Annotated in this window: 15 protein-coding genes; all 15 read left to right on the top strand. The window is 29.0% G+C overall.

Annotation, left to right across the window (positions count from 1 at the left end; translation table 11 throughout):
- Positions 1–47 precede the first annotated feature (47 nt).
- The 15 genes from PQF96_RS20830 to PQF96_RS20900 all read left to right on the top strand — a co-directional run bounded on the left by PQF96_RS20830 (position 48) and on the right by PQF96_RS20900 (position 14,564).
- Positions 48–689 carry a GrpB family protein gene (locus tag PQF96_RS20830; RefSeq protein ID WP_271768078.1) on the top strand — a complete coding sequence of 214 codons (642 nt, stop codon included), beginning with the start codon at positions 48–50 and terminating at the stop codon, positions 687–689.
- A 134-nt stretch (positions 690–823) separates the two neighbouring features.
- Positions 824–1,549, top strand: coding sequence for a hypothetical protein (locus PQF96_RS20835; protein ID WP_271768079.1), 726 nt, complete (start codon positions 824–826; stop codon positions 1,547–1,549).
- Between the two features lie 292 nt (positions 1,550–1,841).
- Entirely contained in the window at positions 1,842–3,764 is a 1,923-nt protein-coding gene (locus PQF96_RS20840) for a HEAT repeat domain-containing protein (RefSeq protein ID WP_271768080.1), read from the top strand.
- A gap of 164 nt (positions 3,765–3,928) precedes the next feature.
- Positions 3,929–5,386 carry a serine hydrolase gene (locus PQF96_RS20845; protein WP_271768081.1) on the top strand — a complete coding sequence of 486 codons (1,458 nt, stop codon included), beginning with the start codon at positions 3,929–3,931 and terminating at the stop codon, positions 5,384–5,386.
- A 194-nt stretch (positions 5,387–5,580) separates the two neighbouring features.
- A complete protein-coding gene (locus tag PQF96_RS20850; RefSeq protein ID WP_271768082.1) occupies positions 5,581–5,883 on the top strand; it encodes an ArsR/SmtB family transcription factor in 303 nt (100 codons plus the stop codon).
- A gap of 14 nt (positions 5,884–5,897) precedes the next feature.
- Positions 5,898–6,368 (top strand): DUF3291 domain-containing protein, encoded by a 471-nt coding sequence (locus PQF96_RS20855; protein WP_271768083.1) that lies wholly within the window; start codon positions 5,898–5,900, stop codon positions 6,366–6,368.
- 125 nt (positions 6,369–6,493) lie between these two features.
- Entirely contained in the window at positions 6,494–6,730 is a 237-nt protein-coding gene (locus tag PQF96_RS20860; RefSeq protein ID WP_271768084.1) for a hypothetical protein, read from the top strand.
- A 476-nt stretch (positions 6,731–7,206) separates the two neighbouring features.
- Positions 7,207–7,878 carry a hypothetical protein gene (locus tag PQF96_RS20865; RefSeq protein ID WP_271768085.1) on the top strand — a complete coding sequence of 224 codons (672 nt, stop codon included), beginning with the start codon at positions 7,207–7,209 and terminating at the stop codon, positions 7,876–7,878.
- Positions 7,879–8,084: 206 nt separating this feature from the next.
- Positions 8,085–8,915 (top strand): hypothetical protein, encoded by an 831-nt coding sequence (locus PQF96_RS20870; RefSeq protein WP_271768086.1) that lies wholly within the window; start codon positions 8,085–8,087, stop codon positions 8,913–8,915.
- A 170-nt stretch (positions 8,916–9,085) separates the two neighbouring features.
- Positions 9,086–9,496, top strand: coding sequence for a hypothetical protein (locus PQF96_RS20875; RefSeq protein WP_271768087.1), 411 nt, complete (start codon positions 9,086–9,088; stop codon positions 9,494–9,496).
- A gap of 226 nt (positions 9,497–9,722) precedes the next feature.
- On the top strand, positions 9,723–11,111 hold the full coding sequence (locus tag PQF96_RS20880; protein ID WP_271768088.1) for a serine hydrolase: 1,389 nt from the start codon (positions 9,723–9,725) through the stop codon (positions 11,109–11,111).
- A 224-nt stretch (positions 11,112–11,335) separates the two neighbouring features.
- Positions 11,336–12,181, top strand: a complete 846-nt coding sequence (locus PQF96_RS20885) for a hypothetical protein (protein ID WP_271768089.1) — start codon at positions 11,336–11,338, stop codon at positions 12,179–12,181.
- A gap of 76 nt (positions 12,182–12,257) precedes the next feature.
- A complete protein-coding gene (locus PQF96_RS20890) occupies positions 12,258–13,049 on the top strand; it encodes a hypothetical protein (RefSeq protein WP_271768090.1) in 792 nt (263 codons plus the stop codon).
- Between the two features lie 213 nt (positions 13,050–13,262).
- Positions 13,263–13,925 carry a class I SAM-dependent methyltransferase gene (locus PQF96_RS20895; RefSeq protein ID WP_271768091.1) on the top strand — a complete coding sequence of 221 codons (663 nt, stop codon included), beginning with the start codon at positions 13,263–13,265 and terminating at the stop codon, positions 13,923–13,925.
- A 282-nt stretch (positions 13,926–14,207) separates the two neighbouring features.
- On the top strand, positions 14,208–14,564 hold the full coding sequence (locus tag PQF96_RS20900) for a bleomycin resistance protein (protein ID WP_271768092.1): 357 nt from the start codon (positions 14,208–14,210) through the stop codon (positions 14,562–14,564).
- Positions 14,565–14,663: the final 99 nt, after the last annotated feature.

Genomic DNA, 14,663 nt, shown 5'->3' on the forward strand with positions numbered 1-14,663 from the left:
ATATTTGGTAAGGCGCAATGCTTGCAAAAAGTAAAAGTTAGCAATCAATGCGCAGAAAAATCGAAAAGCAAGGTAACGTTTTGCCCTGCTACGACACATATATTAAACGTTGTGCGTCATTCCAAAAAAATATGTTAATCAAAAAATACACGTCTGATTGGATTAAAAATTTCACGGATTTAAAACTTGAAATTGAAAAAGGTTTAAGAGGATTTGAATACCAGATTGAACACGTTGGAAGCACATCTGTTCCTGAGTTAGATTCAAAAAATATAATTGACATTGATATCGTTTATGAAAGCGAATCAGAATTTGAAAAAATAAAGGCTGGACTAAATAAAATTGGGTATTACCATAACGGAAATCAAGGAATTGAACATCGTGAAGTTTTTAAACGGACAGGACAACTGACAAACAAAGTTTTAGATAAAATAGTTCATCATCTTTATGCTTGCCCAATTGACAGTAAAGCGTTGGAAAGACATATCCTATCTCGAAATTTTTTGAGAAAAAATGATTGGGCTCGATTAAAATATCAGAAAATGAAATATGATTTGGCGGAAAAGGCAAATCAGGACAAAAAACTATACGCAGAATTGAAAGAATTGCACGTTAATGATTTTATTGACTCAATAATAGAAAAGGAAAAAACGATCGCACAACAAGATATATGTGATCATAGCAGCTAAGTGATTAATCGAAAGGTTGTTGTATTTTTGGTAATGCGCAATGCTTGCAAAAAGTAAAAGTTAGCAATCACTGCGCAGAAAAACTCAACACAGAGGTAACATTTTGCCCTGCTACGACACATATATTAAACGTTGTGTGCAACTTGAAAAAACCAATGAAACATATTTTTTTAATCATATTTCTTTTCACTTTTTTGGCTTGTAATTCCAAAAAGGGTAACGCTGTTTCTAAAATCAAGAACCCAAATCCAGAGAAAGTAATTCAGAAGAAATTAAGCGGAAAAGAAGTCGTGACGGAATTAGAAAAATTAGGTTATTTCAATTTGACCAGCGAATCTGAATTAGATACTGTTAAGGCTAACTTTCAAAAAGCTTTCACGGATTTAAATTTCTTTCAAGGACCAATGCGTGGTGAAACCCTGAATTTTATGGACAATCGCTATCACTGGGTAGATTGCGAAGAACTGTTTGAAATTGGTGGACTAAAGGAATATTTGACACAAGTAAAACCGACCTTTGAAAAACTTAGACTGGAATTGAAATTCGCAAATGAAAAAAGCGAACAAGGCCAAAATAGCTGGAGACACACTATAGAATTAAACGGAGTTGAATACATAGCGTTCGACGGACAATTTTCTGACCTTGATTGGGGAATTGCCTATGTGAATTTTATAGAAATGTTGAACGCTGAGTTAAGACGACAAAATTCAGAAGAACAATTTTATCCAATAAATTGCGGAAATGATGGAATGTTCGTCTTGTTAACACCAAAACAGCTAGACTTTGTAAATCGGAACTATCCAATTGACAATGAACATCCGACAACAATGAGTAATTGGAAAAATAGAAATGGAATATAAAAAAACTGCACATAACAAGATATATGTGATCATAGCAGCTTGGTGATCAATCGAAAGGTTATTGTATTTTTGGTAAGGCGCAATGCTTGCAAAAAGTAAAAGTTAGCAATCAATGCGCAGGAAATGTTGATGGCTTGGTAACATTTTGCTCTGCTACAACACATATATTTAACGTTGCCAGTAATGTTGAGAAACATAGTAATCCAAGATTATTTACTCATTCAAATGAACTGTTAACTCATTTCTATTATTCTCATTAAAAAAATGTAATTAGTTTAGAGAAAACAAAAAAATGAAAAAACTATTATTTATGTTCTTACTAATATTTATTCATCTGACTGCAAAAGCTGATAGTTGGAAAGACCCAAGTTGGAAAAAAATGATAGCTGAATCAGATGCTATTGCTCTTGTTGAATACATAAGTAATGGTGATTTTAGAGCGCAAGCAAAAATTCTAAAAATCTACAAAGGAAAAGTCAATTCGGATATAATCTGGATTTCAGGTTTTAGTAATCGCTATGGTCCGATTGACAAAATGAAAATTGGAGATAAATTCATTGTTTTTTTAAATAAGAATAAGCCTTCAAAAAGGAATCTTGAATATTGGGAAGAACAAATAAAAGAAGACAAAGAGTTTATAACCTATGTAAATGCTCTAAAAAACAACAATGCTTACTATGTTTGGACACCAACATCAGGAGACTTAAAAGTTAAGTCAAAAAAAGTACAGTATGATTTGACACAAACTACATTTTATGATAATCAAAAATTCTATTCGCTTAAAGAATTTGAACAATTTTTAAATTCATTTAATAGTAATAAAAAGAATTTTCATAATTATCTATTATCCGAACTTTCCGATAATTTATCTAATGATAAAACATCACAAGTATTGATGATGCTGTATCTAACATCATATAAAAAATATGATTCTATTTACGAAGACATATATAAAACCAATTTAGATAATTTGCTTTATGCTTTAGCAAAACTATTGGGTAATATAAAAAGTGATTCTTCAAGAGATTTATTAGTTAAATTATTAGATAACAAAAATAGCATAGTACAAGGAGAAGCTGTTAGGCAGCTATCAAGCGAAGACTCTGACTTTATCGGACCAATATTACTCTCAAAACTTTCAAATGCTGGAGAAGATGGTATTTATCCTCAAAACTTAATGGATCCTGTTCAGAATAGCGTGGACGGAGGAAAAATTGAAATTATAAAAACTTTGGGAGACTTAAAATACAAACCAGCAATTCCAAAATTATTGCCATTACTAAACACGGAAAATGAACACCTGTTTATGACAACATTTAATGTACTCAATAAACTAGGAACTAAAGAGTATATACCTTACTTAAATAGTCATTTAGAAAAAGGAACTAATGACTTAATTTATGAAATATGTGATTTAATAACCGAAAATAATTTGACAGAATGTATTCCATCATTAATATCATATATCTCAAATCACGACAGAACTATTCACCCTAGTAAGGAGTTTACAATTTCTTGGTGCTGCGGACTTTCTACTTTTGACAATCAAGAAGTCAGAGAATTTCTCGTATCAGATTTTAAGAAAGTAATGAAAATGAAAAGAGATGAAAGTATTGACAATAAAAAAGACTGGCTTCAAGAATATATTTCATCATTCAATCAATTAAAAATGATAGAGGTAAAATCACTTATCTATGATGCAATGTTTGAATATTATGGTTTTAATTCAAAATTCAGGAAAGACAACCTTCTTTTTGATAAGAAACAAAAGGTTGAAAACGAATTTAGAAAACAAATCTCATTAGTGGAAAAAGATTCAGATATTGAAAGAATTGAATTTTTGTTACAAATCGACTCAAAAACTGATGCAATTATTGACTATTCGTTGAATGTAATAATAAACTCTAACAAAGACGAATGGAAAGAAATTGAACCGACTTTTAATTCTGTTCGAGATAAATTAATTGAACAGGGTTATAATAAAGAGAATATTAGACTAACAACAGGTTATATGGTTCAAAATTTAGGAGGCAGTGAACCTTTAGAATTTAAAGATGGACTAATGACAGAATTTTTAAAGTATATTTCAACTAATCCCGACAAAGAAGATTTGATTTTTTTACAAAAGCTATCTGAATTTGAATATGCAAAAACGGATTATGAAAAAAGGAAGTTAAAAAAAGCAATTGAGAGTTGTAAATCAAACCTAAACTAAAAAACACTACTGGCAACAATGTGTATAAGTAATTGCGGTTTAAGTGATAAAACGAAAGTATAAACATAAAATAAGGTCAGTGCAAAACCGAAAAGTTTGTGAGTAGAAATCCGCCACTACTCATACACGAGACCGTTAGCATTAATTTAAAACAGAACCGTTTAATGAAAATTGAATTTACTAAAATATCTATTCTAATTTTTTTTTCTATTCTTTTATTTTCTTGCAATAATAACAATAGTTTAAAAGAGGAAAAAAAGCAACAACAAACTACTAGTGAAGTTGATGAATATGTAGAAAAAATAGTGGATAGATATGGTATACCTGGAGCTACAGTTGCTGTAATAAGAAACGACTCAATTATTCATCATAAAAACTATGGTTTAGCAAATATTGAACATAACGTAGCCGTTACGGATTCTTCACTTTTTAGAGTGTATTCCATTACCAAAATATTTATAGCTGTAGGAATATTTCAACTTGTTGAACAAAATAAAATAAGCTTAGATGATAAGATTTCTAAATACTTATCTGACCTTCCTGAAGAATGGAAAAATATTGAAATTAAACATTTAATAACGCATTCATCAGGATTACCAGATTATAAATCATTAGAAAATTATAACGATTTAACAACAGAAGAAATGGAAAAGCAATTATATTCAAAAAACATTCAATTTAAGCTAGGTGAGCAGTATGAATATAATCAAACCAATTATTGGTTTTTACATAAAATAATTCAAAAAATAACAGGACTAACCTTAACAGAGTTTATTATTTCAAATCAGTTTAGCGATAAAACACAAAATGTACTTTTCTCAAGTGATTCAAGAGATATCGTTTCAAATAGAGTTACTAGTTATTTTCCTTTTACTAAAGGTGACCTAACAATTGAGCATTTTTACGGAGGAGAATACAATTTTGCGACTAATGGAATGAATCTGACTTTAAATGAATTTATTAATTGGAGTAAAAAACTAAACCACAACATCCTTCTAAACAAAAAAACAACGAACCTTATGTGGGAAGAATACCCATATAACAACAAAACAGACTTGTTTACTCACGGTTGGGATAAATTTAAATCTAACAATGAAATTTCCTATGGATTTACAGGAAATCTAACAAATGTTTATCGCACATTTCCAAAACAAAACTTGAGCATCATTTTTTTGGCAAATGGTTTAACTACGTTTTTTGATGTCGATAATGTGGCTAACCATTTAGCCTATCTTACTGACAATAATTTAAAAAACTCGGAAACCTATTTGTATGAAACATTAATACAAGCTTCTGATGATGAATTTGAATCATTTCTTTCAACATATAAAAACTTAAAAAAACAAAATAGTGAAAAAAACTTTGAAAGTTTTCTAAATTCCATTGGTTATTTTCATTTGGGAAAAGAAAACTATACTATGGCAATACAAATTTTTGAATTGAATAGCAATGAATACCCAAAATCTTGGAATGCTTTTGATAGCTTAGGTGAAGCTTATGAAAATTCAGGAGATGATAAAAAAGCAATTAAATATTATCGAAAGGCAATAGAATTAAATTATACGAATGAAAATGATAATAATGAACGGTTAGCAAATAAAATTTTAGAGCTAAAAAACTAATGCTAACACCGTGTATAATTCATTGCTAGTTCTAGCCTACTTACGAAAGTCCTCGCGGACTTTCTATCTGTGATTTATTTGCTAACTTTAGTACTTAAGCACACAACGAAATCATACATAAACACGTTAGTGACAAACAAAAAATAAATATAGACATATCGAGATATTTCGAAATATAGTTTTATATTTGCTCCATGAAGATTTTAGAAATAAATAAAGTATTATCGAATCAAGTTCGAATTAATATCCTTCATTGGTTGAAAACCCCTGAATTACATTTCCCTAAACAATTAAATGTCCCTGATTTTAGAGATGGTGTTTGCGTTTGCCATATTCAAGAAAAAGCAGGTTTATCACAATCGACAGTTTCGCACTATTTAAGTATGATGAATAAGGTAAATCTAATTATCCTTACAAGGCACGGAAAATGGACTTATTATAAAAGAAATGAAGAATCAATCAAAGATTATATAGAATATTTAAGAAAAGAACTTTAAATCAATAATGAAGCATGAAAAATAATTTATTTCATATTGCACAGTTCAATATCATTAAACTCAAAGATGAACTTGATTCACCAATGATATTAGAATTCAAAGATTTTTTAGCTCCTGTAAATAAATTAGCTGAAAAAAGCCCCGGATTTATATGGAGACTAAAAGATGACGGAGGGGGAAGTGCTACAAATATTGAAACCCCTTATAAGGATAAATTGATATTTGTAAACTTATCTGTATGGCTCAATTTTGAGGACTTAGAAAACTACGTTTACCGTACTGTCCATGGTTATTTTTTAAAGAGCAGAAAAAAGTGGGGAATTAAAATGGAAGGATACCAATCAGTACTTTGGTGGAAACAAGCTGGAGACCACCCGACAGTAATGGAAGGAAAGACAAAACTTGATTTGTTAAATACAATTGGATCTTCTCCACAAGCATTTAGCATTAATGAGAAATATGATAATATTGGAATTAAACTATAATTTTAAAATTTTAGTGGGATGTATCAACTTAAAAAAGAAGTCAGCCACTAACAAAGTATATACTTCAATTGTCCCTAAACGGGCCAACTGAGCATATACATACCGTTAGCTACAATTATCTGATAATGAAAAAAGAACATCGGAAAATACTTGAACATATTTCTACTTATCTGAGTGAAAATCCTGAACAAAGGTTTGGTCAGGCCATTTTCAACCTTAAAATCAATGAATTCATTGATGAGGAAGATTTAATGAATCCTAAATATCAACTTAGAGATATTCACAATGACTCTGATGAAAAAATACTCGAACGGATTGAATCTCAACTAAAGTGGTTTAACAAACAAAAAGAAGGTTTATAGTTTAATGAGACTCTCCTGTAAAAAATGTTCTGAAAGGGAATTTGAAGTTCCAAATTTCACATCCAAAGAGAAAAAAATTCTCTCTGAACTAAAAATCAATAATAAACTTGGAGAGTTAATTCAAAAAATAGAATCACTTTATCAAATAGAAAGTATTGACGCTAAATTCTCATTTATGCACATTAATAAAACTTACGGAAAGTGTAATCGTTGTAATAATGATTCTCTTGAAGGAGAATACGTTGAATGCCCTAAGTGTAAGGTTTTAAATTTCAACTGGAAAATAGAAAAATAAAAAGTAGCTAACACGATATATGTGATCATAGCAACTAGGTGCTTAATCTAATGGTTATTGTATTTTTGGTAAGGCGCAATGCTTGCAGAATGGAAAAATTAGCAACCAATGCGTAGAAAATATCGATGGCTCGGTAACAATTTGTCCTGCTACGACATATATATTAAACGCTGTACCTAATATGAAAAACTATTTAACAATAATATTTTTATTTATCTTGACAATTTTCACACAAAATGTTCAAGCAACTGGTCAATATCCAGATAAAATATTTATTGATGGAATAGAATATATATTCAAAGGCAATCCTTTAGAACCATATTTTGAAAAATATCCTGAAAAAAAACCAAAAATAAATATAACATCTAGCGCTCTTCACAGAGGCTATATTGCAACCTTTAATTTAATAAACGACAAATTATATTTAATCGATATAAAAATTAATATAAAGAAAGAAAACTCTGGTAAGAGTTTGAAAACAGAAATGATATCTGTATTTAATAAGGTTTTCCCTAATGAAGATAAAATATTGATGGATTTGTATTCTGGGGTTTTGATAGTACATATAGATTTAGAGGAATCATATAAAAATAGAAATCGATTATTAATTGAGGTTCAGGATGGAATAGAGCATGAAAGAAGAATATATGGAAATGAAAAGTATAAGGAGTTTATGGATGAACAATTTGAACTTTACAAAAAGACTAAAAAATATAAAAGTGAATTCCTTGAATTAATGAAAGATGAAGAAGATGATGAGAAGTATTTTGAAAATGAACAACAGAAAAAACAATTCATGGAAAATCTAATACGAACTTATACTCTTAACTTTACATCAAAACTTATTGATTAAAATACTACGTACAACACTGTGTATATTACATTTGGCAAATAGTTTGTCTTCGCTATCACTGCGCAAACGATTATCACCAAACAAAACATACACTTAACGTTGGCAAACATTTGAAAAAACTCTTACCTAACCGAAAAGTCTATTTCACTCATTATGGTTTTTTACTTGCGAAATCTGAATTTAAATTTGACTGAAATTATATCATAATGAAAGAACTTGTTTTATTATTCTTTTGTGTTTCATTCATAAGCTATGGACAAATAGAAAACAGATGGCAACCAGATAGTGTTTATACAAATCATAAAGTTAAGAAAATCTATGTGTATCTGAACTCACCAAAAGACCTATCAGAAATTGTTGAATTCGATAAAAATGGAAATCGAACTAGAATAGAAAAATATAGTGCTTCATACAATAGAAGTACTAGAAAAAGAAAAAGTTTAGACCATATAATTCATTTTGAATACGACAAAAGCGGTCTTTTGATAAGAGAATTAGATTCCACTATTTACTATGAAAACGAATATAGCGTTGACAAAAAAACTTATGAATATGACTCAATTTCAAGGTTAAAAGCTATTAAGTATTTTCAAAGAGATTTTAAAGAACCAATCAGTCAAAAGTTATTTTATTATGAGCCATTTAGAACAATCTATAAAAGGAGAAGAGATTCTATGATTACCTATCAAGAAACCAAAGTTTATGACAAGGGTTTTTATGTTAAAAGACGTTTTGGTTATTCATTACAACCCAAACTCAAAAAATCAGAAATGAATTATTATGATAAAGATTCTGTATTGGTTAAAGAACAAGTTAGCTATTCTGACTATAATGATTTGAAAAGAACAGAAATTAGTAGTTACTTATCAAATACATTTGATGAAAAAGAAAAACTCACAAACTCTGTTGTAGAATATGGAGAAGAAAATGACAGAAAATTGCTGTATGAATTAAATTATGAATATTATAAAAACGGACTTTTAAAAAATGTGCAAGGATATGTTCCTAGACACTTTAAATACGAATTTTGGGAATGAAAACGTGTGCCAACAATGTGTATAATTCATTGCTAGTTAGAGCCTACTTACGAAAGTCCTCGCGGACTTTCTATCTGTGATTTATTTGCTAACTTTATTCCTTAAACAGGCAACGAAATCATACACTAGACCGTTAGCAAACATTGAGAATAACAAAATAATTAACAGAATTGGATAATAGTGCAATCGGAATTGGAATCGCTTTGGGAGTTAGTTTTTTAATTCTGTATACTAGAAAAAAGAAATGGCTAAATCCAAAAATAGTGTGGCTGATTTGTATCGGACTCTTGACAATTGGACTTTTCGGAATTTTAAACTCTAAAAATGAATTCAGAAATGAACGTATTATGTATTTTGGATTTTGTGTGCCAATAATTTACTGGATTTTTGATCGGATTTTTAAGCAAATTAGTGAGAATATACATAATAGAGATTTTATACTCTTTTTGAGGAATTCGGACGAAATAAATAGCGGATTTGAAGCTAAAAATACACACGTAAAAACATCAGATAAATTATTTTCGTTCGGACTCTTAGTAATAATTATTGCGACTCTATTTATCGGAATACAAAATATCTAAAAAACGATTTGCTAACAACATATATGTGATCATAGCAGCTAAGTGATTAATCGAAAGGTTGTTGTATTTTTGGTAAGGCGCAATGTTTGCAGAATGGAAAAGTTAGCAACCAATGCGCAGAAAAATCGAAAAGCAAGGTAACATTTTGCCCTGCTACGACACATATATTAACTGTAACAAATTTAAAATTATTTAGTCTTTAGACTATAAACCTGATTTTAAAAATATGAACAGATACATTACTCTCATTCTTTCTTTATCATTTTTGGGATTTATCAACGCTCAGGAACAAAAACCTCAATCTTTTTTGAAATATAATGAAACTATTGATTCGCTTATGCAGATTAGTTATGATAGAGGAATTTTTAATGGCAATGTATTAGTTACAAGAAATGATTCTCTTGTGTATCAAAAATCATTCGGATACATAGACGGTTCTGGGCAAACAAAACTGTCAAAAAAATCTATTTTCAATATAGGTTCAATATCAAAAGAATTTAATGCAGTTTCTATTGTGATGTTAATAGAAAAAGGGATATTGAAATTTGATGATAAACTCTCTCAATTCGGATTAGGTTTGCCTGCATGGTCTGAAAAAGTAACTATTAAGCATCTTTTAAACTACGTTAGTGGAATTCCACAAATTGATTATGACAATGTAAAAAATGAGAAAGGGATTTTAGAAGACTTACAATTGTTACCCAATTTACTATTTGAGCCTGGTACAAAGTACAACTACAATAATAATAGTATTTTTCTTCAGAAAAGGATTATTGAAAATGTTACAAAAAAAACATATCAAGAATTTGTTACAGAAAATATAATCACCCCTTTAAAAATGAAAAATGTGGTGTTCGACCCTGATTTAGATTATCCTAATAAAACGAGATGTTTTGATGTAGACAAAATTTCTTGTGAAGAAATCTCTTCAAATAAAGATAGATTGTGGGTATCAATCAATGATTTAAATAAATGGATTACTGCTTTACACAACAACAAATTAATTTCTAGAGCCTCTCTAGAACTACTATTAAAAAATCAATATTTCAAAAATAAAGAATCCAGTCTAGGTGTATCCCAAAATGCATTTTCGTTACATCTTCATGGTGGTCAATCTTGGCAATTTGAAGCAGCTTTTATGAGTGAATTAAAGAATGACCTTAATATTATTTTAATGTCTAACAATAAAAGTAAAGGCTTTGAAATAATCCAGTCTATGCATAAAATAATGAAAGGAAAGTCATTTAACTTACCAAAAAAATCTATCTATAGACAGATTCGTAATAAATGCCTAGAAAATATTGATTTAGGAATTCGGCATTACTATGACTTAAAAAAAGACAATTTAGATATTTATGATTTTGCAAATCCAAAGGAATTAAATGGACTTGGGTATGATTTATTGGCTGAAAAAAAGATAATTGAAAGTATTAAAATATTCAAATTAGCCGTTTCTGAATTTCCTGACAATTCAAAGTTATATAACAGTTTAGCAGAAGTTTATCATACAAATAAACAATATGAATTAGCTTTGTTAAACTATAAAAAATCATTGGAGCTGAATCCAAAAAACACAAATGCCGAAGAGATGATTAATAAGATACAAAAAAAATAACTGGCTACAACATGGTGTATAAAACATAGCTAATAAGTGCTTAACCAAAAGACTTATGTATATTTAGAAAGTCTGCCTAATTTTTAATTTGGCTTTTAAAAAAGAGAAAAATTAAAAACAAAATATAAAAATTCGGCTCTATGTTACCTCGAAAAGCTAGTGTCTTTTTATATGCTACGTTTCATACACAAATCCGTTATAGCCAATTCAATATGAAATAATTAATGGGAACTTGGGGAACAGGAATTTCATCAAATGATGTTTATGAAGATATCAATTATGAGTTTTTTGAGCTTTATAATGAAGGAATGGACGTTCATGAGATTACTAAAAAGCTTATTCAAGAAAACAAAGAATTAATTGAATCTTATGAAGATCAAAACAACTTTTGGATAACAATTGCCAAATGCCAATGGGAATGCAAAGCCCTGGACAGTGAAGTACACAAAAAAGTGATTGAAATAGTTACATCTGGAAAAGATATTGAGTTATGGAAAGAGCTCGATTCTTCAAAATCTGATTTAACTAAAAGAAAAAAAGTTCTAGATAGTTTTTTGACAAAAATTTCTGAGGATAAAAAAAGCGCAAGAAAAAGGAAAAGAAAAGTATTCAGGGACGCTATTTTTGAAAAAGGAGATTGCCTTGTTTTTAAATTATCTGACGGTGATTATTGTGGCGCATTTGTTTTGGAAGCTGAAAAAAATACGGAATACGGATTAAATCTAATTGTAACAACAGATATTAAGAAAACTGACAAACCAACTTTAAAAGACTTCGAAAAAGCCAAGGTTCTGTTTGGAATGACTCAACAAACTTTGACGAAATTTGTTCCTAGAGAAAAAATCAGCTGGTATCACGCTCAACTCTTCAAAAAAGCAGAAACGGAGTTTGAAATTATCGGTAAATTGAAAGTTGATAAATACTATTATTCATCAAAAGATTATCAAAGCTTTTCAAATTGGGACAATTTGGTTCTTTTCCAAGACACTTTTTATTCAGATTATGAGAATAACAAATGTAATGTAAATGTCAAACTAAGCAGTTTACGAAAAAAAATAAAATGGCTATAACAATTTGTATAATGCATATGCACCTATAGGGATGCAAACGCAACATACAAGAAACACTAGGCAATATTAAAAAGAAATGAAAAGCACTTTTTTTGTAATTATATTAATATTCATTAGTAGTTCATTATTTAGCCAAGATTATTTATATAAATTAAAAGAATATGACTTAAAAATATTTAACTATTTGATAGAAAAGACTAAAACTGATTCTACTCCATTAGATAAATATCTAGAATTTAGCAAACCATTTTCGAAATGGGATATTAGACCTTTAAACATAAATAAAGTTTGGGCTATTGACACAATACATTCTGCAAGTACAATACCGAATTTCATTTGGGGGAGTTTTTCCAAGAAATATAATTTAACTGAATCTCAAGCCAGTAACAAACCTAATGTCTTCTTAAAAAAAGGAACAAATAGAAAAAAGGAAAATTCTGAGTTTTTAAATAAAAAATTAAAGAAATTCGAAAAACTGACAAAGAGCTTAATCGAATCTTCAAATCAAATTTTTTTAAACCAAAAGTCTATTCTAAGAATTGACGATATTTATAAAGAGAATTACTATTGGACTTATATAATTCCAAAAGATTCTCCTTTTCCCATTTCAAATAAAACCAAAATATTATCTGACAAAGAATTTTCTAAAAAACAAAAAAATATTCTAAAGTTACTTTCTGAGCTAAAAATATACGCAGCTTATAAAACTGACAAAGGTGGATTATATTTACTCATAGACGGATTTACAGATAATTCCTATGGATTTTATTTTAATTCTGACGGAATAATGGAAATAAATAATGACCTGTTTCAAATTATGACTCACGAACAATTAAATAGTAATTTTTTCTATTATGTTGCTAACTGAAAACATTGCCTAACACGGTGTATAAAACATAGCTAATAAGTGCTAAATCGAAAGGTTGGGTTTTATTTGCAAAGACCGCCAAATTTTTAATTTGGCTTTATAAAAGAAAAGTTAAAACAAAATATAAAAATTTGGTTCTGTGCTAATTCGAAAATGTAGTATCTTTTTACTCGCTACGATTTCATACATTGAACCGTTAGCTAAAATTGCAAAATGGAACTTACTCAAGACGAATTAAAAGGAATTGAAAAGCAATTATCAAACCCAAAAGGAGAATTTGGAATTGAAATTGCTAAAAATATGAATGAGTCTAATATTCAAATGACTATTGACTCAATTAAATCCTTGAAATTACTTAAATCTGATTTTTTATTAGAAATTGGTCACGGTAATTGTGGACATCTTGAAAAAATATATCGTGAAACAAATGGAGTTAAATATTTCGGGTTAGAAATATCCGAAACAATGAAATATGAAGCTGAAAGAATAAATAAAAAGTTATTACAAAATAACCAGATTAGTTTTTATTTGTATGACGGAATTAAAATACCTTTTTCTGACAATTATTTTGATAAAATATTCACAGTTAACACAATTTATTTTTGGGAAAACCCATTAGATTTTATAATTGAAATCTATAGAGTATTAAAAACAAATGGAATATTGATTTTGACATTTGCTCAAAAGGATTTCATGAAAAAGCTTCCTTTTGTTAAGGATAAATTTAGTCTTTATGACAATAATGACTTAAAATTACTCATCAAAAAAACAGGATTTAATATAATCGAAACTGAAAATATGTCTGAAAAAATAAAAAGTAAGTCAGGAGAATTAGTCGAAAGAATTTATTCTGTAGTGAAAATTAAAAAACTGTAGCTAACAATGTATAAAAAACATAGGGCATTTGTACTACCTCCAAAGTTCTGTATTTATTTACATAGCCCGCTAAATATAAAATTTAGCATTTAAACGGAAAATAAAAGCAAAACATTTATATTTAGCTAAGTGTTAAACCTGAAATGTAATCCTTATCTTCTACCCTACGTTTTTCTTATACTAACCGGCGGTCATTTAAGAAAACTCATCTAAATAAGTAAAATGGCGGAAATTGAACTGGTTTGGACAATTAAAATATAGGATTTAAAAACTTAAAATAATATGCTAATAGATATCAATCCGAAATTACCGATGCGAGACAAAAAAGTGACTCGGGAATATTACTCAAACCGATTAGGTTTTAATGAATTTGGGAGTGCCGATTTTGATGGTTACTTGATGATGGAAAAAGACCAAATCCAAATCCATTTCTTTGAATTTAAAGAGTTTGACCCTAAAGAAAATTACGGACAAGTTTATATTCGGACAGACAATATTGACGAATTTTATAAATCATTATTGGAAAAACAGACTGAAATTCATCCAAATGGAAAATTGGAAATCAAACCTTGGGGACAAAAGGAATTTGCAGTGCTCGACCCAGACAATAACTTATTAACATTTGGACAGAATATTTAAAAATAAAAACGAACCGCCAACAACGTGTATAGCTCTTTGCGGTCGAATTCCTTAGCGGAATTCATTGCAGATTTGCTACCTTAGTGACTTATCAGAATG

Origin of the sequence: Aquimarina algiphila (genome assembly GCF_947494415.1) — a bacterium.
In the GTDB taxonomy this organism is placed as follows: Bacteria; Bacteroidota; Bacteroidia; order Flavobacteriales; family Flavobacteriaceae; genus Aquimarina; species Aquimarina algiphila.